We start from the raw sequence: 24178 nt of genomic DNA on the forward strand, positions 1-24178 counted from the left end.
CGCGGTGAATGGGCCATTGAATTCCGTCGCCGGGATTTGACAGGCCCGGCGTTGCTCGCCAGAGTCGCACCCCTTTGCCTGCCATCAAGGGGTTGCCGTTGAACGAACAGACATTGTCCATGCGCCTTGAGCGCGTGGCTGCACACGTGCCGGCCGGCGCGCGGCTGGCCGATATCGGCTCGGATCACGGCTATCTGCCGGTGGCGCTGATGCGCCGTGGCCTGATCGCAGCGGCCGTGGCGGGTGAAGTCGCGTCGACGCCGTTCCATGCGGCCGCACGCACCGTGCGCGAGAATGATCTGCAGCAGCACATCAGTGTGCGCCTGGCTGATGGTCTGGCGGCCATCGAACCTGACGACGGGATTACCGCCATCACGATCTGCGGCATGGGCGGTGAGACCATCCGCGACATCCTCGACAGCGGCAAAGCCCGTTTAAGCGGCAAAGAGCGCCTGATCCTGCAACCCAATGGCGGCGAACAACCCTTGCGCCAATGGCTGATGGCAAACGGTTACCGGATCCTCAGCGAAGAACTGCTGCGGGAGAACCGCTTCCACTATGAAATCATCGTTGCCGAGCGCGCAGCCTCCGTGGCCTACACCGATCAAGAACTGTACTTCGGCCCGCTACAGATGCAGGCACGCAGTCCGGAGTTTCTGGCCAAGTGGCAACACAAGCTGCGCGAAAAGCAGAAGACCCTGAGCCAGTTCGCCCGGGCGCAGCAGGCTGTGCCCGAGGCGAAGGTACGAGAGATCACGTGCCAGGTTGAATGGATTGCGCAGTTGCTGGCTTGAGAAGCCGGCCGCAGAGGTGTGCATGCCGGTGGAGACACGGCCCGAGCGGGCCTGGAATCCCGCGAATGGCGATGGCGACATTGGCGTTGCTCAAGCCGTGATCAACGCTCGCGATCAGCGTTGATTACAGGCCGGCATTCGCCAAACCCTGGCGCATCCCCTGATCTGCTTGTTCGCACCACTGCTTCAACGTCAATTCCGCAGGCAGGCTGGCTTCCAGATTCAGGTATTGACCCTGTGTCAACACTTCGCCCTTACGTCCCTGGGCTTCGTTTTTGTCACCATCGCGCTTGTCAAGCTTTCCCGGAATACCGTTAACGTACGCCACCATTTTATTGGCGTTTTCGGTGCTGTCCGCGTTCAGGAAGCGCTTGTCGACGCAATGCTTGATCAGGCCGGCCGTGTTCCGCCCGGTGTCGTACATTTGTTTCAACTGCGCAGAGTCCGGCCCTTCGGCATGAGCGACATTGACGATGCCGAAAGCGCTGATCAGTGCGAGGATCACAGCGGTATTTTTCATGTTTATTCCTTTAAAAATGCAGTTGAGTACCGTTCCACATTCGCGCGTTAACGGGAGTTCAAGTGTCCCTGCGAAGTGATACTGCCCTCCCTTTAATTACAGTTGCGGGAGATCAATATTGTTCTTGCGAAGAATCGACGAAATTTTTTCTATGAACTTGACCGGCAAATCGGTTGAAGCGCCATATATATCGACAATTCCGACCTCGACTGCGCTATCCACCACATGACGAAAATCGTCAATATCTTGAGAGGGAATCGATTGCTCAAGATCTGACGGCATATCATCCCCTCTTCCATTGAGCGGCAACAACGCACCCTTTTGCTCCCAGTCAGCCAAGCCACCGCCATCAGGAAAACTATCCAGGTGGGCCGTCAATTCATCGATGGCCTCGTGTCGAATAGACTTTGCTTCGCAATAAGCCCTTAAAAGCTTTGATGCATAGCGTTGTAAATTTCTCGGGGAGAGAGTTTTGAGCTCACGTGAAAACTCTGACGTCATTACTTTCCTCCGCAGCCGCTGCCGCCGACTACATTCAAATTAAACTTCTTCACTAAGGGATTACACACTGAGCACGGCGGTTTGTCCGTGCCATGTACACCGCTGGTGCTGCTTTTGCCCCTCACATTGGCCACTGAAATTTCAGCGCCGTCCAGATCCAGGCCTTTATTTTTAGCCCTGGCGATTGCATTGACCTCTGCACATTGCGCATCAAACTCATTGGGCGGGATACCTTTAAGTGCTTCATTGACCTCAGGATTGGAAACGCCACCCTGGTTTCGACCTGTGACCACTCGCCCGTCTTTGGTCACTATCACTGCCACCGTATTCGGACGTTTTGATGCTGGCAGTTTCTGCGCCTTGTCTGCAAGCCTACTGGCTGGCGTCTTGCCTGTCAGGCCTTCAGGGTCAACCCATCCGACAGGGTTTGGAGCATAGGCAAACAGGTTCCACCCACCTGCATAGCTGACTGGATCCTTACTGATGAAACGTCCGGTTCGCGGATCGTAATACCGATGCCGGTTGTAATGCAGCCCCGTCTCATGATCGTGATACTGCCCCTGAAACCGTATCGGGTTCATCACGCCATGCTGCCGCGCCCATTCCGAGCGCTGTTCTGTGACCTGTCCCCACGCCTTGTACTGCGCGATCCAGGCGATGTCGCCTTGCGCGTCCGTCAATTCCTTCGGAGTGCCCAGGTGATCGCATTGATACCAGGCCAACGCATCAAAGGGTAATGCCGTAGCCTCGCGATTCCACAATGGGTCTTCATCGAGACTGTATTCACCAGTGTATTGCGGTTGGTTTATCAGGTTGATCGGAGCGTGGCGCACCGCTTGCACGACGGGGACGAAGGAGCCCGGTTCGAAGATGTAGTGAACCGTGCGACCCGGTTCACCATCGCTTTGTGCAGGGCTGCTTTCAAAGGCGAGGGTGTCGCCATCCCAACCGTACAAGGTAAAGCCGCAGCCGAGTTCGCGCTGTTTGCGCGCGTGTTCGTTTCTGTTCCAGAGAGAGCCTGCTTCAGGACGCTGTTTGTAATGCGCGCGGGAGTTTTTGTGCAGGCGGCGTCCCAGTGCGTCGTAGGCGAAATCCACGCTCAGGCGCGGATCTTCAAAATGCACCAGTCGATCAAACAGATCCCAGCGCAGATCGCTGCGTTGGCCGTTGTGCCAGCGCTGGATCTGGTTGCCGCGTTCGTCGTAGTCGTAATGCGTGCCGGCGTATTCGCGCAGCAGGTTGTCGACCAGTTTGCTGCGCGGCGGGGTCAAAGCCAGTGGTCGGCGAATTTCTGTTGCCTTGTCGTCGAGCAGGTTGCCGGCCGGGTCGAAAGCGAAGGTTTCCACGCCTAGACGTGTGGTGGCGCTGAGCAGTCGGCCGACCGGATCGTAGCGATAGGCGAGCGGGCCGCGGCGGCTGTCGTTGATGTCGGTCAGTTGGCCGGCAGCGTCATATGTGTATTCGCGTTTTAGCAGTGTGGATTTGTCGTCGCTGCGTCCCAGCAGTTGTTCTTGCAAGCGGCCGGCCGGATCCCAGCTTTGCGTTTGCAGCAGGTGATTGCCTTGATGGCGGGCGACTTCGCGGTGCAGGTCATCACGCTCGTAGCCGATCAGTTCATGCTCATCCAAGCGCAGACCTAGCAGGTGGCCGCTGCCGTAAGTCAACCAGCTGACGCGGTGGCCGTCGGGGCGCACGGTGGCAACTCGTTGGTTGAGCACGTCGTACTCGTGCTGCCAGATCGCGACGGTGGGTTTTTCCAGGCCGAGGTAATGCTGGTGCTCGCGCAGCAGATTGCCGGCCGGGTCGTGGAACCATTGCAGGCGGCTGTCGGCATTGTCGGCCAGCACCAGGTTGCCGTTGCCATCGTAGGCGAAGGTCTCGCTTTGCGACTGATCGCCCAAGGTGGCGCGACGTTCAGTCAAGCGGCCCATCGGGTCGAAGCTCAGCGAGATGACGCGTTGGCCATTGATCGATTGGGCGAGTCGACCGGTGTCAGCATCGTATTGATAGCTCGTGATGCAGCCATCAAAGCCGGTTTCGTCCAGCAGGCGACCTGCCGGATCGTAGTGAAAATGCGCCCGTTGTTCGTTCTCGTTTTCCAGGGCCAATAAACGACCGAGGCGATCCCAGTGGTAGTGCAGAGCTTTTTCGTTGGCATCAATGCGTTCGTCAATCAACCCTGCCGCGTTGTAGCTCCATGTGGTGCAGCGATCCAGGCCATCGACATGGGTTAACAATCGACCTTCGGCATCGCGCTCAAAGCGCTCTTCGGTCTTGTCCGGGTGCTTGATCAGCACCAAGTGTCCAGCCTTGTATTGGTACTCGGTGCTGTTCCCGGCGGCGTCGGTAAAGCAGACAATTTGCCCCAGTTCGTTATATTCCCAGGCACTGGTCTTGCCCGAGCAATCAACGTATTCCAGCAACTGGCCGGCGTCGTTGTAGGCCAAGGTCTTCTCGTTGCCGTTGGCATCCTTGATCACCGTGGGCTGACCGGACTTGCTGTAGGCGTACTCGGTCTTGTTGCCCAGTGGATCGACACTTTCAACGAGGTTGCCCTGGTCGTCATAGGCACGCAGCCATTGACCGCCCTCGGCATCGCTGATCTTGATCAGCATGTCCTGATCATCGTAGGCGTAGTGCATCACCGTGTGATCGGCGCGAATGTGCTCGAGCAAGTTGCTGCGCTCGTCAAAGCTGAAGCGATCGGTACTGCCGTCGGCATTCACATGGCGAACCACGTTTTTTGCTTCATCGCGAAAGAACCACTCCGAGCGCTCATCCGGGTAACGAATGCGGTAGGTGTAGCCAAGGATGTCGTAGTAGTGCCACGTCTCATTGCCATGAGCATCGGTGACGTAAGTCAGGCGAATGTTTTCGTCCCACTCAAGACGGGTATCAAAGCTGCCATCATCGGCCCACTCGCGCACGGCTTTGGCCTTGGCGCTCTGGCCGTCCCATTGCAGGTTCATGCCGCGCCCGGTGCGGTCGGTGTAACGGGTGATCAGGTGATGCTCGAACTGATACGACCAGACTGCGCCGTTCTCGTCCTGCGCCTGAATCAGATCGCCATAGGCATCGTACTGGTAAGCACAAAGCTGTCGTAGTGGCTCGCCATCAACGATCTCCCAGAGGCCGATAAACCGACCGTGATCATCGATCATCGTGCCAAGGTGCAGATGCACCTTGCTGGTGTCGTTTTCCTGATAGGTGATCAGGTCCGAGAGCACCGCTTGTTCGCCAAGTCGATGCTCGTAATGCAGCATGATTCCGGCGCCGCTACGCAACGAGATGTTGCTCAGCACATAGCGCTGGCCCCGTCGCACGTAGCTTTCCTTGCGTTCGAAACCGCGGCACAACAATAGTTGATCTTCACTGGCACGAACCAGCGTGATGTTCTCGATGGCGTCGTAGTGGAACAGTCCGACTCCGGGCAACGGATAGCTGTGGTTGCGGCCGTCGACGTCGTAGAACGTCAGGCCATCGTCGACGCAGTCAAACCGTGTGCTGAACTCGTTGATCCAGCGGGCACCGAGTTCGCTCTGATCGTAGGCGCCAAGGCGTGAATTATAGGTACGCGTCCACTCGATCGGGAACGGCCCGGACAGGCTGAAATCGGTATGGCTGAAGCTCTCCGAACCCAACGCAAAACTGATGCTGTGAGCGGTAGTGGAACAGGCGCAATTTTTCTTCGGTGCGGGCGCGTGTGTTGCTGGAGCTTGTTGCGCGGTGGCTTCCAGCCTGCCCTCACCGGCCTTGTGCTGAGCTTTGGACGTAGTGCCGGGTTTGACACTGGCGCCTTGACCATGAGAACGCCGCTTACGCCAAGTCGCCACGGCACCTGCGAGCATTTGCAGCAGCCAACCGATGGAGTGCTTGACACCGGGATCGCCCAGTTTCTTCATCTGGGTCCGCAGTTCCGTGCCCATGGTGCGCAGCATTGACGTGTTGCTCAACACCAATGCCTTGGCACTGTCGGGCAGCAGGTTCTTCGCAGCGGTGTTGGCGACACCTTTTCCTGCAGCCTTGTAGGCACTGAACGCGGCACCGAAAATATTGCCAATGGCCGCCTTGGGGTTGTGCAGTAATTGACCACTGGCCGCACTCATCTTCGCACTCGCGGCCTTCATGTCGCCTTTTGCGTCGAGCTTGCCGTTGACTACGGTTTCCAGGCCCTTGGCAATCTCGTTTACTGCTTTCTGACCTAGCTCGCCTGCGTCGTCAAGAATGCTCGCCAGCTTGGGTTTGGCCTGTCCGACGAAGTCATCGATGGTACCGACGATGGTGGCATTCAAATGTCCGATCAGGACTTCTATCAGCGAGTCACCCAACAACATTTTTGCACTGTTGCGCAGTTCCTGACGGACCAATGACAAGGTCGGACGCAGGGTCATGCGCGCCGACGCCATGGTCGGCGGTGCCGGCAGCACACCGATCAGATTGATGCCCAGGCTGACCCAGTCGAGGACTTGCCGCTGCTTGCTTTTGGCCAGTGTGACGATATCTCCGAGCGCATCCACCAGGGCCATGATGTTGCCCACGACCGGCAACGCGCCAGCGACGTTCTTGACGCGTTCAAGGGTGACCACGCCACCGCTGATCGATTGCAGCCAGGCGTCAAATTTCGCTGCCCCGCGCCCGACGTCTTTGATGTCGATGGTGTTGAGCGGCACGACCGCTACTTGCGGCTCACGTTTTTTCGCAACAGCGGTTTCAGTGGTCATTGCAGTTTCTCACCCGTCAGAGGTCCGTTCTCAGGAAAGTGATTGAAAGCGTTTGTCCGTGCAGGTCAAACGCCACGCCGCTGGCTCTCCATCAGCGGCATTGCAGCATTCAGCTGACGACCGCGCCTTTCGGGCCACTGGCAATCAGCGCAGCGCCGCAGGCGGTTTTCATGCCATCTAGCGCGATGGGCGTGCCATCGACGGTGTAAGTGCTGCTGCCCTCGGCAATCGGGAATATCCCTTTGCACAACGGGCAACTGACTTTGTGACCGACCCCGGCAATGGGCTTGCCGTTGAGGTCAGTCTGGGAGAAAGCTTCGAGGACCTTGCCACCGTGAGTGGTGGAGTCGCCCAAGCGAATGGCGTCTTTCATGTTGTCACTCCTTTGACCAGGCCTTTGCCAGGCGAAGTTGATCCACGCGATCAATCAAGCATGAAACCTCTGGCAATCCGGTTTCAATGTTTCTTACTCAACCATCCAGACATCTTCATAGCCTGCTGTATTACCTACTGGCGAAGCAGGCCGTATTCATAATCCAACCACCCGCTTTCCTCTCCCTCACTCAGGTAGTCGATCACTTCATCAAGAGAAACGCTTACGGGAATATTTACGGAAAAGAATTTTTCACTCATTCCTTCCCAAGTGCATCCCATGTCAACCAGTTTCTCCAGGACGATGGAAATATGAGGCTCCCCTGCATCAAAAAAGATAATTCGAATAGTGCTGTTTCCACTGCTTGTGATCACCTTGTCAAAGTAACGCTCACCGTCGGCCCCCGCTTTAGTCAGAATCTCGTCATCGAGACAAGCATCCTTGGAGTAGAACGGTATGTTTTTCACCGTGAATGATCCGCAAGCCATTGACTCTGCCCAAACACTCTCACTTGAGACGGGTGGGTAATCATTCGTGACGGCTAATCTAAAAAAAATCTTTTCCATTTCTGATCCTTAAGGCGTCCACCGCTGGCCGATTGCAGCCAGGCATCAAAGGTTGCCGCACTGCTGGCGACGTCCTGAATGTCGATGGCATTGAGTGGAACGATGGCAACCTGAGGCTCACGTTTTACGATTTCAGTGGTCATGACAGCATCTCTCCCGCCAACAGGCCCGGGGTTTTCAAGGAAGGTTTTGGAAGCGTTGGTGCGGGAAGCGTCGGTAACTGGCCGCCCTTGCTCGCGGCGCCAAGGATGCTCGACGCGCTCGGCATCGCTGCACTCGCCAGTTTCGGCAACCCGGCCACCCCGCCCTGCACCACACCTTTCACCTGCTGCGCTGTTTGCATCGCACCTTGCGCCGTCTGCATCGCACTCATCCCTGTTTGCGCCATGTCCTTACCCTTCTCCAACATCTCCCAACTCTTGCTCGGCAACACCTGCGCGACCATGGCTTGTACCTGACTCGGCACCTCTTCCGGCCCCGGCGGATTCAATGGCCATTCCGGCTTACCGATGTAACTGCCATCGCTCCAGGTGTCCGCCGGATCCTTGCCGAACAGCACACGCGCCGGCCCCGGTGCAGCGCCGGCGACGCTGGCGAAACCCTTGCCGTCGAGCTTGCCCTTGATGCTTTTACCCAGCGCATCGATGACTTCGTAATCGCCTTCCTTGATGCCTTGGCGCCCGGCGTATTGGTTGAACAGTTCCAGATTGCCCTTGCCCGGTTTCGGCGGTTCCGGGAATACCCCGGCCAAAGATTTCGCGCCGGTGTAGGCGAAGTTCGCCGCGTGGGCGGTGTACGGGCCGCTGGTGGCGTGGGTGATGCCGCCGGCGTTGTAGGTGGTGGCGCTGCCGCCGCCCTGGATCACCAGTTCGGTTTTCGCGGTGATGGTGATGCGATCGGCGTTGGCGGTGATGTTGAGTTTGGCCAGCAGGTTGATGCTGTCCTTCAGCGCACGCACGTCGATGTCGCCGGAGGCCGCGACCAAGCGCCAGCCCATGCTTTGCACGAACAGGCGCATGCCGCGACTGGCGCTGGCCAGCAGGCGTTTGCCGATCGACAGGCTGGTGTGGCCGGTGCTGCTCAGGGCCAGGTGTTCGCCGGTGGCGATGTGGCTTGAGCGCGGTGTGGTCAGGGCGATGCCGGCCGGGCTGGCGAGGACCAGATGCGGTTCGGTGAACTCGGGGAATTCGTTGGCGGTGAGGTTGGCCGGGCCACTGCCGAGCACGCCTTGATGCTGGGCATGCAATGCCTTGGCGACGTCGTCCTGATCGCCAGCCTCCTGGGCCTGCAACTCTTTGGCTTGAACGGCGAAGCCATCCTGCTGATCGCTAGCCGTGGCGAGACGCTCGGCCGTTTCCGGCAGATCCTTGTGGTGTTTCGATTCGTTCGGACGCGGCTCGGTGGTGATCAACAGGCCGGCCGCCGCACGCACCGCACCGTGGCGGTCGGTTCGTAACTCAAAACCTTCACCGCGCGGCTGACCACCGCTCGGGCGCGGATGGGTCAGGTAACCGAGGTTGATCGCACTCGCGCCGTGGTCGCTGCGCAGCGCAATGCTGATCTCGCTGGTGGTGTCGTCGATGCGCAGTTCGTTGGCGCGGCTGCCCTTGTATTCCTTGCTCTTGACCGTCGCCAGGGTTTTGAAATCCGGCAGTTTGTACGGCGGCAGATTCGCGCCGTGGTAAAGGCAACCGGTGATCAGCGGCTGATCGGGATCGCCCTCAAGGAAGGTGATTAACACCTCCATGCCGACCCGTGGGATGTTGATCGAGCCAAAGGTTTCCGCGGCCCAGCTCGACGCGACGCGCATCCAGCAACTGGTCATGTCGTCGTGTTTGCCTTCGCGGTCCCAGAAGAATTGCACCTTCACCCGGCCGTACTGGTCGCAATAGATCTCTTCGCCTTCGGGGCCGCAGACCACCGCACTTTGCGTGCCGAGGACTTTCGGTTTCGGGTGATCGAGCGGCGGACGGTATGGCACGTCCCACGGGATCGCGCTGAAGCGGTTGCGGTAGCCCTGGTGAAAATCGTCCTTGAGGTCGGTGGTGTCGCTGGTCACCGACTCTTCCAGCACCTGCGGTTGTTTACCTTCGTGGAAGATTTCGGTGAGCAGCCACAAGTCATTCCAGGTCGGATTGGCGTGGTCGGTCAGGGCGAGGAAATGTCCGCTGACGAGGATCGGCTGATCGCTGTTGCCCTCGGCCAGGCGATAGTCACTGCGGTGACGTTCGAGCGCGCGATTGGCCAGGTGTTTGCCGCGCTCGCGATCGACGAAACGACCCGGGTAATCGTAGTCTTCGAGGTCCGGTTGGGCGCTGCTTTTGGCGTCGCTTTCCAGCTCGATTTTCGGTTTGACGAAGTCGTAATCACGCCGCGTGGTGCGGCTGGTGCGCGTGGCCAGACGCAGGCCGAAACGCTTGACCACCGGTTTGTCGGCGACCAGTCCGGAGTCCTGCTGATAGGCCACTGGCGCGAGTTTCGGGAACACCGTCTGGTCATCGCCGAAGGTCAGTTTGTGGCCGCTGGACGTGTGCTGGAAGTGGTAGTGAATGCCCTCTTCTTCACACAAGCGCTGGATGAAATCCAGGTCCGATTCGTCGTACTGCACGCAGTAAATGCGCTCGGGGTAAATCGCGCTGAGCTGGAAGTGGTAATCGCTGGCGAGGATGCCGTGTTCTTCCAGCACCTGGCTGATGATCTGCTGCACGGTCATCTGCTGGAAGATGCGCTGGTTGACCCGGTGCGCGAGGTAGACCAGTTGCGGGCGCAGGGAGATCTTGTAGCGCGTCAGGCGCTTGCCCGCCTCGCCCTGAGCGATGCTGTAGACCAGCCCGTGGATCCCCGTGCCGGTTGGCGACAGCTGAAGAAACGCCAGTTTGTGCAGCACGCTTTCGAGGTTGATCGAGGCCTTTTCGCTGACCAGTTCCAGCTCGAATTCGAACGGCGTGTTAAGGGCCTCGCGACCGGTGAACGACAGCACCTGGAAATCGCTGTCGATGCCATCGACGGTCAGATTGAAATGAGGCTGGTTGGCCGGTGAGAACATTCCCTTGTCCCTCGCGCAGTGCTGCAACGCGCCTCGGATTGTAAGAATCCGCGGCGAAAAATTCCTTGATCGAGTGGTGAACTCGACCAGCAAAGCTGGTCGAGTCGGTACAACCTTCAGCCGTAATTAAACGACTGGAGCACGCCAGTCATCGGAACCCGAAGTACCGGAAACTTCGTGGGTCCAGGTGATTTTGCGGTAGGTGAACTGCACTTCTTCCAGGTGGGTGAAGTGCGCGTTGCCTGGGTCCTGGCAGTTGTGCATTTTGTTGTTGATGGCGACGATGATCGCGTCTTCCAGTTTGGTGGTGTAGTAGTGCTCTTGGGTGCCTTGCGCCGAAGTGCGGTACCACTGGATAACGATTTCGCTCATGCGCTCGCCGGAAGTCAGCGCCGCTTGCAGCAGTGGCGAAGCCTTGTCGTAGACCTTGGTGATGACCACTGGCTTGTGCACGCGCTGACCGGTTGGCTGACCGGATTGCGGGTCACGCGGGATGATCACGTCGTGGGTGAAAGCCTGCACCATGACCTGGTCTTCGTGGCCTTCCTGAAAGGTGTTGCCAACGGAGTCGGCGGTGAATGCGCCGGCGGTGATCAGGCCTTGTTTTTCGCCAGTGACGGACATGTACGCTGGTGTTGCCATGGGGATGCTCTCCTTGCTCGAAACACACAACCGACAGGCACCATTGCCTGTCCGGGTAGGTCTGAGCTATCAAACTTCATGCCAGCCATCACAAAGCCATTACTCATCAACGACTTAAACAAACAGCCCGTATGCGGACCTTTGAATAAACGAGACTAAACAAATAAAAGTGCGCAACTTCTTGCGCAGTACTGCGCAAAAAGTTGCGCACTTGGCTGAAAGCCATGGGACATAAGGCCTGCGCAGACTTTTCCGGATGAAAAAAGGACAGGTACTGCGCAACTTCTTGCGCACTTCGCCGCAAGCTCCAATTTGATACATCACATCACAAATGATGTACCTCAAACCCCATTTATCAACTCCCACCTTCCTCTTAAAGTTCTCTCCAACAGCCGCCCATCACTTCGACGGGCCAGCGACTGGAGATTCCCCAAATGCCTTTCATCAGCGTACGCATCACCCGTGACGGCGTGACCCGGGAACAGAAAGCCCAGGTCATCAAGGAAATCACCGAAACGATGGAACGGGTGCTGCACAAGGATCCGAAACTCACCCACATCGTCATCGAAGAAGTCGACACCGATAACTGGGGTTATGCCGGCATCACCACCACCGAATATCGCCAACAGTTGGCGGATTCGCAGTCATGAGCCGGGCAGTGAAAATCGATTTCGTCTCGGATGTCGTTTGCCCCTGGTGCGCGTTGGGCGTCACCGCTCTGGAGCAGGCGATCAACAATCTGGCGGGCGAAGTCGATGTGGAGTTGACCTACAAACCGTTCGAACTGAATCCCGACATGCGCGCCGAAGGTGAACACGCCATCGAGCACATGATGCGCAAATACGGGCGCAGCGCTGAGCAAGTGACGGATCGCAACGCGATGATCATCGAACGCGGCGAGCAGATCGGCTTTCACTTCGACCTGGAAAAACGCAGCCATTTCCATAACACCTTCGATGCTCATCGACTGCTGTTCTGGGCCGCCACACAAGGACGTCAGCGTGAGTTGAAGCAAGCCTTGCTCAAGGCCTACTTCACTGACGGCAAGAACCCGAATGACCACGCCACGCTGCTGACACTGGCAGAAGCAGTCGGACTCGATGCCCCGCGTGCGCAAGAGGTGCTGGCCAACGCGGAGTTCAGCCAGGTCGTGCGCGAGCTCGAACGGTTTTATCAGCAGCGCGGCATCGATTCGGTTCCGGCCATGGTGATCGACGACAAACAGGTCATCCCCGGCTCCCAGTCCGTCGCTTATTACGAGCAAGCGTTACGTCAGGCAGCACAGGTTGCGGCTCACGCCTGACCTGCGAAATCCGTTTATTCAAACCATCCAGATTGCATGAGGAAACATCATGAGCACGTCCAAGAAAGTTGTTGTGATTACCGGCGCTTCGCAAGGCATTGGCGCAGGCCTGGTCAAGGGTTTCCGTGAGCGCGGCTATCAGGTTGTCGCGACCTCGCGCTCGATCAAACCGTCCACTGACCCGGACATTCTCGCCGTCGCCGGAGACATCGCCGACCCGCAAACCGCCGAGCGGGTGATCCGCGAAGCCGTTGCTCGCTTCGGCCGTATCGACACGCTGGTGAATAACGCCGGGATTTTCGTCGCCAAGCCGTTCACCGAATACAGCAAAGAAGACTACGCACAAGTGGTGGCGACCAACATGAGCGGCTTCTTCCACATCTCGCAATTGGCCATTGCCGAAATGGAGAAAAACGCCAGCGGCCACATCGTCAGCGTCACCACCAGCCTGGTTGACCACGCGATTGACGGCGTACCGTCGGTGCTCGCTTCACTGACCAAAGGTGGCATCAATGCAGCGACCAAATCCTTGGCCATCGAGTACGCCAAGCGCGGCATTCGGGTCAACGCGGTATCGCCGGGCATCATAAAAACGCCAATGCACGGCGAAGAGACGCACGCCGCCCTCGGCAGTCTGCACCCGGTCGGGCATATGGGTGAGATCGATGACATCGTGCAAGCGATCCTCTACCTGGACGGCGCGAACTTCGTGACCGGCGAAATCCTCCATGTCGACGGTGGTCAAAGCGCTGGCCATTGATACCTCCCCGCTGCACCGCCGGTGTGTACCGGCGGTGCCGCTTCATGAGATAAGCCTGAGAATGAACCGTCAGTTGACCCTCAGGCTTATCCCATGAAGCGCCACTTTGAAGACTTGCAGTTAGGCAGCATCGAACTCTTCTGCCTCGCCGCTGAAGCCGGCAGTTTCACCGCCGCCGCCCAGCTTGCTGGTGTTACGCCGGCCGCCGTGAGCCGGTCGATTCTGCGTCTGGAACAGCGCTTGGGTTCACGCTTGTTTGCCCGAACCACGCGCAGCATTCGTTTGACCGAGGCTGGTAGAAACTTTTTTCTCCAGTGCAGCCAGGCGCTGACGCAACTGGTCGAGGCGCAACAAGAAGTCATGGGCGCACAGTCGTCACCCTCAGGGCTGTTGCGCATCAGCCTGCCCACCACTTACGGGCATCACCGCATCCTGCCGCTGCTACCAAAATTCCGTGCGCTCTATCCCGACGTCACTGTCGACATCCACTTGGGCAACCGCAATATCGACTTTGTCGGCGAAGGCTACGATCTGGCGATCCGCGTCCGTGCCCAACCGGATTCAACCATGGTCGCGCGACTGCTGGAGGATGCAAAACTGGTGGTGGTCGCCTCCCCCGATTATTTGAAAAAGGCTGGCACACCGCAGACGCTGGAAGACCTGGTGCAACACGAATGCATTCAGTTCGAACTGCCGAGCAGCGGGCGGCGGATTTCCTGGCTGTTCCAGGAAAACGGCGATGATCGGGAAGTGATTTCCGAGGGGGGCTACTCCTGCTCAGACGATGTGCTCGGCGGCGTCACCCTGGCCAAACATGGCGCGGGGGTCTTCCAGACCTACCAATTCATCGTTGAAAAAGAGCTGGCCGACGGCAGCCTCGTCGAGGTTCTGCAACCTTACGCCGGGCGCTCGCGACCTTACACCTTGCTCTACCCGCACGGCCGTTATGTGCCGCAACGGGTCAGGGCGTTTGTCGATTTTCTGCTGCAGTTTCGTGATGAGTGGGCCGGTTAACGCGGATTAAATCGGCGCAACAAATGACAAAAGCCTGCTTTTCAGGGCAGGCGTTCGTCCGGATCGCGCAGGCTTACTTCTGCTGAGCGGTCAGCGCCGAGTAGCTGTTCATCAGGTTGCGGTAGTTGGGAATCCGCTGCGACAGCAAGTTACCCAGCCCTTCAATATCGTTGCGCCAGTCGCGGTGCAGTTCACACGCCACCGAGAACCAGTTCATCATCTGCGCACCAGCCTGAGTCATGCGGCTCCAGGCGGCTTGCTGCACGGTGGTGTTGAAGGTGCCGGAAGCGTCGGTCACCACAAACACGTCGAACCCTTCTGCCAGCGCCGACAAGGTCGGGAACGCTACACACACATCCGTCACCACACCGGCAATGATGATCTGCTTGCGGCCGGTGGCTTTGATCGCCTTCACAAAATCTTCGTTGTCCCAGGCGTTGATCTGACCTGGGCGAGCAATGTACGGCGCGTCCGGAAACATCTCTTTCAGCTCTGGCACCAGCGGGCCGTTCGGGCCTTGTTCGAAACTGGTGGTGAGGATGGTCGGCAGTTCGAAGAACTTCGCCAGATCGGCTAGGGCCAGCACGTTGTTCTTGAATTCGTTTGGCGAGAAGTCCTGCACCAGGGAAATCAGGCCGGTCTGGTGGTCGACCAGCAGAACAATGGCGTCGTCTTTGTTCAGGCGGTTGTAGGTTGGAGTGGTCATGGTCTGCTTCCCTTTTGAGTATTTGAATTTGTTGTTGCGTTCAAGTTGGGTACAGATTACTGACGCACGGGGTCGGGATAAATCGGCTGAAAAGCGTTTCACCGTCCACTCAGGCAGGACAATTCTCGGGTTAGCGTGGAGGCTAAAAAGCGTCGCGGAAAATTCAGAGGTTCATCTATCCGCTTCATCAACACGCGCCGTGCTGTCACGCCTCGTCAACGCGAACGGCAATACCACATGCCGTTGCGGCAACGGCTTCTACACCGATGCCAAAGCCCCCGAGCGCTTCCGCAGCTCGGCTCAGGGCCTGATCACCTTGGCCACTTACGGTGTGGGCATGCTGATCGGATTCTGGGTGGCGGGTCAGATCACTGACCACTTCACCGCGCAAAACGGCCAAGACTGGAGAAGCATCTGGCTGTTCCCGGCGGGATTCTCGGTGGTGGTACTGCTGTGTTTCGCATTGCCATTCAAAGGACGTGGCGGCGAAAAGGATGGGGTGCCGTCGACCGTCTAGAAGCACCTTCCTTGGAGAAGTTACTGCGGTCCCTGGATCGTCCAAGCACTTATGTGCTCAACGGCGATTGCGGCGTATCCGGATTGAGTTGCCGGCGGCGAAATTGTCCCGGCGGCTGGCCGTGAATCTGCCGAAAGCGTCGCGAGAAATACGCCTCGTCAGCGAAGCCGCACAACCGCGCCACCTCGCCCACCGAGCGCGTGCTGTTGAGCAGGAAATTGCGTGCAGCGTGCATCCTGCGTTCGAGCACCAGTTCGGTGAAGGTCTTGCCGATCTCCTTGCGTAGCCAGTGCGTCAGATAGGTCGGGGACAGGTATGTCGCCGCAGCCACCTTGATCAGATTGAGGTCGGGATCGGCAATGTTCTTGCGCAAGTATTCGAACATGCGGCCCAGCGCATCCCGGCGGCTGACCTCCGCCGCATTCTCCTCGGCCAGACGCTTGAGTGGCTCGGCGTAAAGGAAACACACGCTGCCAATCAGTTGCAGCAACAAGCCTTTGAGCATCTCGCGCGTACCAAACTGACGGTTCTCGTCCAGCGTGCGCATCTGCTCGATCAAGGCACAGACCTTGGCGAAATCCTCATCCCCGAGAATGAAATCCAGATGTTCCTGAAAACGGAATGGCGATAACTCCGGCGCCAGCAGAATCGACACCTCCTCCAGGTCCATCGGGTCGCACTGCAAATGCGGCAACAGAAAGGTCTGGGAAAAATTGATCACCATGAAATTGCTGTCCGCTGGATGCGGGATTACGTGCACCCGGTGCGGCAGGATGAATGCCAGGGTATTGCGCGGGAACGGGCGCTCGACGTTGCCGATGTGCTGCACGGTGTCGCCACCGAGGTTGATCTGAATCTGGAAATACTCGTGTCGATGGGGACTGGTCTCGGCGCGCCGGCCCCTTTTGTCGCGAATGTAGAAGTCGGTCAATTCGCTGCGCTGCTGCATGACATAGGTGGGAATACGGCTGAGTGACGACATCGGCGCAGAATCCTCGACAGGTATTGGCAGTGACTGGCGACCTTCATCTTGCAGACATGCCAGCCGTTCACGCAAGAAGTCATACGACGACATGTTTCGCCAAGGATTTTTCATCCTCGATATGGCGTTTAGCCTGTCCAAAATCGTCGACAACGAATTTCATATTTTTATTTATAAAAATCAATTAGATAACTGATATATCTAAAATTTTTATTAAGAAATTATCGATTTTATTTCTTGGACAGGTTTAGTAACGCCACATCCATAGAAAAAAAACGTTCTAAACCCTCGGTTGATTTACTGATGTTGTACGACCACTGTTAGCCGACGCAGCCCAACCTCTTCCAAAAACAATCACAGGTGTGCACGTCATGATTCTGCTATTTCCCCTCGCCCCCCCGTCCCGACATTGCCCCGATCACGCCGACTGGAAGACGTTTCTGAACGTCTGACGCTGGCTGTCCGCACCGTTCGTTTAAGTATCGATTGGCATGCCCCGACCATCGTGGGCAACGCCTTCGGCTGGGCGAAAACATCTCGACTCTTCTAACAATAACGAGGTCTCTTCATGTCGAATTCACATGCATCCCAAGCCACCGTACCGCCAGTGATAGCCGACGCCCGCGACGCCGTCGTGCCGCAACGCCTGCCCTCGCGGCGACGCTGGTTCATGCTCTCGTTGCTGCTGATTGCGACGATCATCAATTACATCGACCGGGTCAATATCTCGATTGCCGCGCCGTTCATGGCCAAGGACCTGGGTCTGGACAAGATCGAAATGGGCCTGATTTTCTCGGCATTTGCCTGGACTTACGCCTTGGCCCTGGTGCCGGCCGGGTTCATCGCCGATCGCTTCGGTTCGCGCTTCACTTACGGGGTTTCGTTGATCAGTTGGTCGACGGTGACCGTGTGCCAGGGCTTTGCCACGGGCTTCGCGTCCTTGTTCGGCTTGCGACTGGCGGTCGGCGCGATGGAGGCACCGGCATTTCCGGCCAACAGTCGCGCGGTGACGGTGTGGTTTCCGGCGCGGGAACGCGGTCTGGCCAGCAGCATTTACGTCTGCGGACAATATCTGGGGACGGCGCTGTTTACCGGTGCCCTGCTCTGGCTGGCGACCACCTTCGACTGGCGTCACGTGTTCTACAGCACCGGCGTACTCGGCATCGTGTTCGGGGTGTTGTGGCTGTACCTGTATCGCGACCCGCTGAACTGCAAGAAAGTCAGCAAAGAAGAACTGAAGTACATCGAAGCCGGCGGCGGCCTGGTCAAAAGCAGTCAGGAACGTACGCGTTTCAACTGGCGGCAAATCGCCGAGCTGTTCAGCTACCGGCAAATCTGGGCGATTTGCATCGGCAAGTTCGCCAGCACCTCGGCGCTGTACTTCTTCCTGACCTGGTTCCCCACCTACCTGATCGAAGAACGCAAGCTGACCATGATCAAGGCCGGGATCTTCGCTGTTCTGCCATTTGTAGGCGCGACGGTCGGCATCCTTCTCGCGGGCATCGTGTCGGACTTGTTGATCCGCCGTGGCTATTCGATGTCCTTCGCTCGCAAGTTGCCGCTGGTGATTGGTTCGATGCTGGGGATGTCCATCGTGCTGGTGAATTTCACCGACTCGAACACGATCTGCATCGCCGTGCTGACCATTGCGTTCTTTGCGCAAGGCATCGCCTCGTCTTCGTGGGCGGCCGTGTCGGAAGTGGCACCCAAGGAGCTGATCGGTTTGACCGGCGGGATCACCAGCCTCGCCGCCAACATTGGCGGCATCGTCACGCCGATCGTGATTGGCGCGATTGTTCACGCCACCGGTTCATTCGCCTGGGCCTTCTGGTTCATTGGCGGCGTGGCGCTGATTGGCACCCTCTCCTACTCACTGCTGCTCGGCCGCTTGTACCGCATCGAATTGAAGGTGCGCTAAAGCCAACAGCACCGTTTTCTCCAACTGGAGGCGGCTTTCGTCCAACTTCACCAACGACTGCCGCCGTACGCTGAAGCTACCAACCGGACTCATAACAGGATGAACATGACTGAATACGTCTTCACGCCGGATCTTCCCGTGACCTTGCCCGTTGTCGGCAGTGAGCAACGCTTTCCCGTTGGCCGGGTATTTTGTGTCGGCCGCAATTACCCGTGGCCAGATGCCGTCGGCCAGTCGCGCCAGCCACCGGTGTTTTTCATGAAACCAGCCAGCAATGTCGTCGACGCCGTTGGTGAGGTGGCATTCCCTTCACTGACCGATGATTTCGCCCACGAAATCGAACTGGTGGTCGCCATCGGTGAAGGTGGCGCGAATATCCCCGAAAGCGAGGCGCTGGCTTATGTCTGGGGTTACGCCGCCGGCCTCGACCTGACCCGCCGTGATGTTCAGCGCGTGGCCAAGAGCAATGGTTTGCCGTGGGAAGGCGCCAAGGTGTTTGACGGAGCCGCGCCGATGACCGCCATCGTGCCAGTGGCCCGCGCCGGCCATCCCGAAGGCGAATTGTGGTTGAACGTCAACGGCGAGGAGCGTCAGCGCGACAGTCTCGACAGCCAGATCTGGTCGGTGGCTGAAGTGATCAGCCGGATTTCCCGGTCAGTCGCGCTCAGGGCCGGCGACCTGATCATGACCGGCAGCCCGGCCGGCGTCGATGGACTGCAACCCAGCGATGTAATCAGCGCCGGCATCGACGGTATCGGCCAACTGGAAATGCGCGTCGGCCCGCGGGCCTGAACGCCGCTGTGATTTGAAGACAGGAGAACAACCAAATGTCCATCACTCAACCTTTGAAAGTCGCGCTGGTCACCGGCGCTGGCAGCGGAGTCGGTCGCTCCGTTGCGCTTGGCCTGTTGGCCGACGGCTACACCCTGGTGCTTGCCGGTCGCCGGCCGGAACCGTTACAGGCGCTGGTCGAACTGGCGGCAAGCGAGGGGCACGAAGCCCTGGCGGTGCCCACCGATGTGCGCGACCCGGCCAGTGTCGATGCGCTGTTCGCAACCATTGCCGAGGTCTACGGACGACTGGATGTGGTCTTCAACAATGCCGGGGTCAACGCCCCCGCCGTGCCCTTGGACGAACTGACGTTCGAACAGTGGCGCAACGTGATCGACACCAACCTCAACGGGGTTTTCCTGTGCGCCCGTGGTGCCTTCGGACTGATGCGCCGTCAACAGCCTCAGGGCGGACGCATCATCAACAACGGGTCGATTTCGGCACACACACCACGTCCGTTCAGCAGCGCCTACACCGCCAGCAAACATGCGGTGCTGGGACTGACCAAATCGCTGGCACTGGACGGTCGCGAATTCAACATCGCCTGCAGCCAGATCGACATCGGCAACGCCCTGACCGAAATGTCGGTGCGCATGACCAAAGGTGTACGTCAGGCCAACGGCAGCATCGCTGTGGAGCCGATGGTCGACGTCAAGCATGTCGCCGATGCCGTGCGCTACATCGCCGGCCTGCCGCTGTCGGCCAACGTTCTGAACATGACCGTCATGGCCACCGCCATGCCGTTTGCCGGCCGCGGTTGAACCGGCCTTTTTATTCGGTAAGAGAGGTTTACATGAAGCCAGAAGTCTTGCAGCTCAGCCCGATTCTGATTCCTGAAATCAACACACGTCTCGATGAACTGTTTACGGTCCGACGCTATTTCCAGCAGGCGGACAAACAGGCGTATTTGCAGGAACACGGCGCGAATATTCGCGGAGTGATCACCGGTGGCCATACCGGCATCACCCAAGCCGTCATGGCGCAACTGCCGAAACTTGAAGTGGTGGCGGTCAACGGCGTCGGCACCGATGCGGTTGACCTGGCTTACGCTCGGGATCGCGGCATCCGCGTGACGGCGACCATTGGCGCGCTGACCGAAGACGTCGCCGACCTTGCCATCGGTTTGCTGATTTCCGTGTGTCGCGGGCTGTGTACCAGTGATCGCTATGTACGCTCGGGTCAATGGCCGCACAGCGCCACACCGCTGGCGCCTCTGCCTCTGGCACGTCAAGTGTCCGGCATGCGTATCGGCATTGTCGGTATGGGTCGGGTTGGCCGCGCGGTGGCCAGTCGAGCGGCGGCCTTCGGCTGTCCGATCAGTTACACCGACCTGCAACCGATGAGCGACGTCAGCCACACTTTCGTCGCCGACCTCAAGCAACTGGCCCGCGACAGCGATGCGTTGATTCTCGCCGCCGCTGCCGACAAGGCTGAAGCCATCATCAACGCCGAAGTACTACAGGCGTTGGGCAAGGATGGGTATCTGATCAACGTGGCAAGGGGCAAACTGGTCAACGAAGCTGATTTGCTGGCGGCACTGAATGCCGGTGAGATCGCCGGTGCCGGGCTGGATGTGTTCGTCGATGAACCGAATGTGCCAGAAGCCTTGTTCGGCAACGAACAGGTGGTGCTGCAACCGCACCGCGCAAGCGCAACTTTGCAGACGCGCACGCGGATGGGTGAGATGGTGGTGGCGAGTCTGCTCGACAGCTTTGCCGGGAAAACGCCGCAAGGTTGTGTCACTGGCTAAGTGGCGCGTGCCGAAACAGCTGCCCTCACCCTAGCCCTCTCCCCCAGGAGAGGGAACCGATTGGGGGATATTGGCGATCAACGCCGACCTGAAATAACGCCTGTGAATCCAATGCCGCCAGGCATTACCGATGAATCCGTAGCGGATGAACGCCAACGTGCGATAGCGCCTGAAAATCCATACCGCCAAGCACTACGGATGATCCCGCAATCGACGCGTTCTGTCAGGTCGATGCATCTCCCAAGACACTTCGGTCGGCTCCCTCTCCCCCGGGAGAGGGAACCGATTGGGGGATATTGGCGATCAACGCCGACCTGAAATAACGCCTGTGAATCCAATGCCGCCAGGCATTACCGATGAATCCGTAGCGGATGAACGCCAACGTGCGATAGCGCCTGAAAATCCATACCGCCAGGCACTGCGGATGATCCCGCAATCGACGCGTTCTGTCAGGTCGATGCATCTCCCAAGACACTTCGGTCGGCTCCCTCTCCCCCGGGAGAGGGAACCGATTGGGGGATATTGGCGATCAACGCCGACCTGAAATAACGCCTGTGAATCCAATGCCGCCAGGCATTACCGATGAATCCGTAGCGGATGAACGCCAACGTGCGATAGCGCCTGAAAATCCATACCGCCAAGCACTACGGATGATCCCGCAATCGACGCGTTCTGTCAGGTCGATGCATCTCCCAAGACACTTCGGTCGGCTCCCTCTCCCCCGGGAGAGGGAACCGATTGGGGGATATTGGCGATCAACGCCGACCTGAAATAACGCCTGTGAATCCAATGCCGCCAGGCATTACCGATGAATCCGTAGCGGATGAACGCCAACGTGCGATAGCGCCTGAAAATCCATACCGCCAAGCACTACGGATGATCCCGCAATCGACGCGTTCTGTCAGGTCGATGCATCTCCCAAGACACTTCGGTCGGCTCCCTCTCCCCCGGGAGAGGGCTGGGGTGAGGGGCCGCCGTTGCAGCGTCGAGCTCGGCTTACAAGGTGTAGGAAATCCCGACCTGCACCGTTCTCGGTGCGCCCGGATAGGCGTAGACATTTCCGAACGCGCCCTCTTCATAATCCCGGTCAAACAGATTCTTCACGTCAAGATTGAGCCGCACCTTCTCGTTGACCTTATAGAAACCGAGCAAATCGACAACCGTGTAGCTGCCCATCGAGAACGCAGTATTGGCCGTTTGCCCGGCGCGTTCGTCGACGTATTTGAGGCCGGTGCCCAGGCCCAGACCTTTAAGCGTGCCGTCCTGAAACTCGTAGACGTTAAGCAGGCTGAAGCTGTTCTGCGGAATGTTCATCAACCGTGTGCCCGAGCGGATCACGTTGTCCTTGGTCACCTCGGCATCCACATAGGCGTAGCCGCCGATGACGCGCCATTCGGGGGTCAGGTTGCCGGCGACGTTCAGATCGAAACCACGGCTGCGCACTTCCCCGGCGGCCACACTGAAGGTCGAGTCCACCGGGTCGGTGGTCAGCACGTTGCGCTTTTCGATCTGATAGATCGCCGCATCGACGCTCAACTGATGATCCAGCGCTTCCCACTTGACGCCCATTTCGTAGGATTTGCCTTTCTCCGGGGCGAAGCCTCCGCCCACGCGGCTCGCGCCGGTGTTGGGCTTGAACGAGCGCGCAGTGTCGGCGTAGACCGCCAGGGTCTCGGTCAGGTCGTAGGTCACGCCGAGGCGTGGAGTCACCGCGTTGTCGCTGGCCTGCCAGTTTTTGCCGCCCGGCACGTAGGTTTCATAGTCGTGCTCGAAACGCTCGAAACGTGCCCCGGCCAGGACCTTCAGACGATCAGTCAACGCCACCTGATCCTGGACGAACGCGGCGTAGGTCTTGAGGTTTTCCCTGTCGTGGGTCGGCGTGCGAGTCAGCGCCGGACGCGGCTGGCCGTAGACCGGATCGAAGATGTCGATCGGGTAGGCGCCGACCGCGCCGCTGGAGCGCTGAATGATCGACTTGTAGTCGTAATCTTCATACTCGATGCCGGTCAGCAAGGTGTGCTGCAAGCCACCGGTGCTGAAATGCCCGGTCAGATTGAGCTGGGTGTCCTTGTCGGTCCACTCCAGTTTGCGGTAGTTGAAGTTGCGCCCCAGGGTTCGACCGTCATCGGCAATGCCGTTGGCCTCGATCGCATTGCCCTCAAGCGAGCCGTCGAGCCACTGGAAACCACCGCCCAGCGTCCAGTCATCATTGAGCAGATGTTCGAAGCGCAGTTGCGCCATGTTGTTGTCGTTGTGCAATTTGCCGGCGTCTTTCTCGCCGAAAAACGTGTCTCGCGAGGCGGTGCCAATCTGCTTGGGGTAACGCGTCACGCCGCGATCCAGCGGATGATTGTTGCGCATGAAATCGCCTTCGAAGATCACTCGAGTAGTATCGCTGGCCTGCCAGGTCAGCACTGGCGTGATGCCGTAGCGCTCGGTCTCGACGTGATCGCGGAAGGTATCGCCGCCCTCACCCACCACGTTCAGTCGATAGGCCAGGCGCCCCTCTTCATCCAGCGGGCCGGAGGCGTCCAGCGTGCCGCGCTTCATGCCTTGATCGTTCAACTGACTGCCCAACGTGACCGTGCGCTCGGCCAACGGCTGCTTGGACACAACGTTGAAGGTGCCGCCGGGATCGCCACGACCGTAGAGCATCGTCGCCGGCCCGCGCAACACTTCCAGACGTTCGATGGTGTTGGCATCGGGCATGTTCGGGTAGCCGCGATTGATCGGGAAGCCGTTGCGGTAGAACTCGCCGGTGGTGAAACCGCGCACGGTGAACGTGGTCAGGCCCTGCCCGCCGAAATTGTTCGCGCGGCCGACGCCGCCGGCATAGTCCAGTGCATCTTGCAGACGCGTGGCGCCGAGGTCTTCGACAGCATCTTTAGTCACCACGCTGATCGATTGCGGGGTTTCATGGATCGAGGTGTCGGTACGGGTAGCACTGGCGGAACGTGTGGCGCGATAACCCTGCACCGGGCCGTCGGCTCGTTCGTAATCCGCTGTACCGACCACATCGGTTGCGTCCAGCTCAAGCGCTGAGGTGGTTGAATCGGCCTGTTCGGCCCACGAGGAAGAAGACAACGCCTGCAGCACGCAAATGGAAAGCAGAGTACGACGCATGAAATGAAAACCTTGTGAATAGGCCAGAACGAAGGGTGAAACCGCCAGAACAGCGGCGCGGATGGTATACCAGAGATCGTGTAATTGAAACTTATTCTTATTTGTCATATT

Annotated in this window: 20 protein-coding genes and 1 pseudogene; 10 read left to right on the plus strand and 11 right to left on the minus strand. The window is 58.5% G+C overall.

Annotated elements, in window-relative coordinates; genetic code table 11:
• The first annotated feature begins 98 nt into the window (after positions 1-98).
• Positions 99-794 (plus strand): tRNA (adenine(22)-N(1))-methyltransferase TrmK, encoded by a 696-nt coding sequence (locus tag RMV17_RS16625; RefSeq protein ID WP_311887061.1) that lies wholly within the window; start codon positions 99-101, stop codon positions 792-794.
• Between the two features lie 124 nt (positions 795-918).
• On the opposite strand, the gene RMV17_RS16630 is transcribed toward RMV17_RS16625, so the two are convergent.
• From RMV17_RS16630 to RMV17_RS16665, 8 genes are all read right to left on the minus strand, one after another.
• Positions 919-1314 (minus strand): hypothetical protein, encoded by a 396-nt coding sequence (locus tag RMV17_RS16630; RefSeq protein WP_311881246.1) that lies wholly within the window; start codon positions 1312-1314, stop codon positions 919-921.
• Between the two features lie 96 nt (positions 1315-1410).
• Entirely contained in the window at positions 1411-1815 is a 405-nt protein-coding gene (locus RMV17_RS16635) for a hypothetical protein (protein ID WP_016987702.1), read from the minus strand.
• Positions 1815-6536, minus strand: coding sequence for an RHS repeat-associated core domain-containing protein (locus RMV17_RS16640; RefSeq protein ID WP_311881249.1), 4722 nt, complete (start codon positions 6534-6536; stop codon positions 1815-1817). Before RMV17_RS16640 ends, RMV17_RS16635 begins: the two co-directional genes overlap by 1 nt.
• Positions 6537-6645: 109 nt before the next feature.
• Positions 6646-6909 (minus strand): PAAR domain-containing protein, encoded by a 264-nt coding sequence (locus RMV17_RS16645; protein ID WP_007918680.1) that lies wholly within the window; start codon positions 6907-6909, stop codon positions 6646-6648.
• A 134-nt stretch (positions 6910-7043) separates the two neighbouring features.
• Entirely contained in the window at positions 7044-7475 is a 432-nt protein-coding gene (locus tag RMV17_RS16650; protein WP_311881251.1) for a DUF4265 domain-containing protein, read from the minus strand.
• Complete coding sequence (locus RMV17_RS16655) at positions 7451-7618, minus strand: hypothetical protein (RefSeq protein ID WP_311881253.1); 168 nt, start codon at positions 7616-7618, stop codon at positions 7451-7453. The genes RMV17_RS16650 and RMV17_RS16655 overlap by 25 nt, the downstream gene beginning before the upstream one ends.
• Positions 7615-10521 (minus strand): type VI secretion system tip protein TssI/VgrG, encoded by a 2907-nt coding sequence (locus RMV17_RS16660; RefSeq protein WP_311881255.1) that lies wholly within the window; start codon positions 10519-10521, stop codon positions 7615-7617. The genes RMV17_RS16655 and RMV17_RS16660 overlap by 4 nt, the downstream gene beginning before the upstream one ends.
• Before the next feature lie 126 nt (positions 10522-10647).
• Positions 10648-11163, minus strand: a complete 516-nt coding sequence (locus RMV17_RS16665) for an Hcp family type VI secretion system effector (RefSeq protein WP_008084998.1) — start codon at positions 11161-11163, stop codon at positions 10648-10650.
• A 434-nt stretch (positions 11164-11597) separates the two neighbouring features.
• Between RMV17_RS16665 and RMV17_RS16670 the strand changes: the two genes are divergently transcribed.
• The 4 genes from RMV17_RS16670 (at position 11598) to RMV17_RS16685 (ending at position 14240) form a co-directional block, all read left to right on the plus strand.
• Positions 11598-11813 (plus strand): tautomerase family protein, encoded by a 216-nt coding sequence (locus RMV17_RS16670; protein ID WP_007916028.1) that lies wholly within the window; start codon positions 11598-11600, stop codon positions 11811-11813.
• Positions 11810-12466 carry a DsbA family oxidoreductase gene (locus RMV17_RS16675; RefSeq protein ID WP_311881256.1) on the plus strand — a complete coding sequence of 219 codons (657 nt, stop codon included), beginning with the start codon at positions 11810-11812 and terminating at the stop codon, positions 12464-12466. The genes RMV17_RS16670 and RMV17_RS16675 overlap by 4 nt, the downstream gene beginning before the upstream one ends.
• A gap of 49 nt (positions 12467-12515) precedes the next feature.
• Positions 12516-13226, plus strand: coding sequence for an SDR family NAD(P)-dependent oxidoreductase (locus RMV17_RS16680; protein WP_150694962.1), 711 nt, complete (start codon positions 12516-12518; stop codon positions 13224-13226).
• A gap of 93 nt (positions 13227-13319) precedes the next feature.
• Positions 13320-14240, plus strand: a complete 921-nt coding sequence (locus RMV17_RS16685; RefSeq protein ID WP_108225371.1) for a LysR family transcriptional regulator — start codon at positions 13320-13322, stop codon at positions 14238-14240.
• A 73-nt stretch (positions 14241-14313) separates the two neighbouring features.
• Here RMV17_RS16685 and ycaC read toward each other — a convergent pair whose 3' ends face one another.
• Positions 14314-14946: an isochorismate family cysteine hydrolase YcaC gene (ycaC, locus tag RMV17_RS16690; protein ID WP_007916011.1), complete on the minus strand. Its 633-nt coding sequence runs from the start codon at positions 14944-14946 to the stop codon at positions 14314-14316.
• 259 nt (positions 14947-15205) lie between these two features.
• On the opposite strand from ycaC, the pseudogene RMV17_RS16695 reads away from it, so the two are divergent.
• Positions 15206-15463: pseudogene (locus tag RMV17_RS16695) on the plus strand (MFS transporter); the annotation flags it as partial.
• Between the two features lie 49 nt (positions 15464-15512).
• Here RMV17_RS16695 and RMV17_RS16700 read toward each other — a convergent pair.
• Complete coding sequence (locus RMV17_RS16700; protein ID WP_034155496.1) at positions 15513-16445, minus strand: AraC family transcriptional regulator; 933 nt, start codon at positions 16443-16445, stop codon at positions 15513-15515.
• Between the two features lie 568 nt (positions 16446-17013).
• Here RMV17_RS16700 and RMV17_RS16705 point away from each other — a divergent pair.
• The 4 genes from RMV17_RS16705 (at position 17014) to RMV17_RS16720 (ending at position 20944) form a co-directional block, all read left to right on the plus strand.
• Positions 17014-18363 carry an MFS transporter gene (locus RMV17_RS16705; protein ID WP_034155497.1) on the plus strand — a complete coding sequence of 450 codons (1350 nt, stop codon included), beginning with the start codon at positions 17014-17016 and terminating at the stop codon, positions 18361-18363.
• 99 nt (positions 18364-18462) lie between these two features.
• Positions 18463-19155, plus strand: coding sequence for a fumarylacetoacetate hydrolase family protein (locus RMV17_RS16710; protein WP_311881263.1), 693 nt, complete (start codon positions 18463-18465; stop codon positions 19153-19155).
• Between the two features lie 41 nt (positions 19156-19196).
• Entirely contained in the window at positions 19197-19955 is a 759-nt protein-coding gene (locus tag RMV17_RS16715) for an SDR family oxidoreductase (protein WP_311887062.1), read from the plus strand.
• A gap of 32 nt (positions 19956-19987) precedes the next feature.
• A complete protein-coding gene (locus RMV17_RS16720; protein WP_108225367.1) occupies positions 19988-20944 on the plus strand; it encodes a 2-hydroxyacid dehydrogenase in 957 nt (318 codons plus the stop codon).
• A gap of 996 nt (positions 20945-21940) precedes the next feature.
• Here RMV17_RS16720 and RMV17_RS16725 read toward each other — a convergent pair.
• A complete protein-coding gene (locus RMV17_RS16725; protein ID WP_311881266.1) occupies positions 21941-24067 on the minus strand; it encodes a TonB-dependent siderophore receptor in 2127 nt (708 codons plus the stop codon).
• Positions 24068-24178: the final 111 nt, after the last annotated feature.

It is taken from the genome of Pseudomonas sp. VD-NE ins, assembly GCF_031882575.1.
Classification (GTDB): Bacteria; Pseudomonadota; Gammaproteobacteria; order Pseudomonadales; family Pseudomonadaceae; genus Aquipseudomonas; species Aquipseudomonas fluorescens_BZ.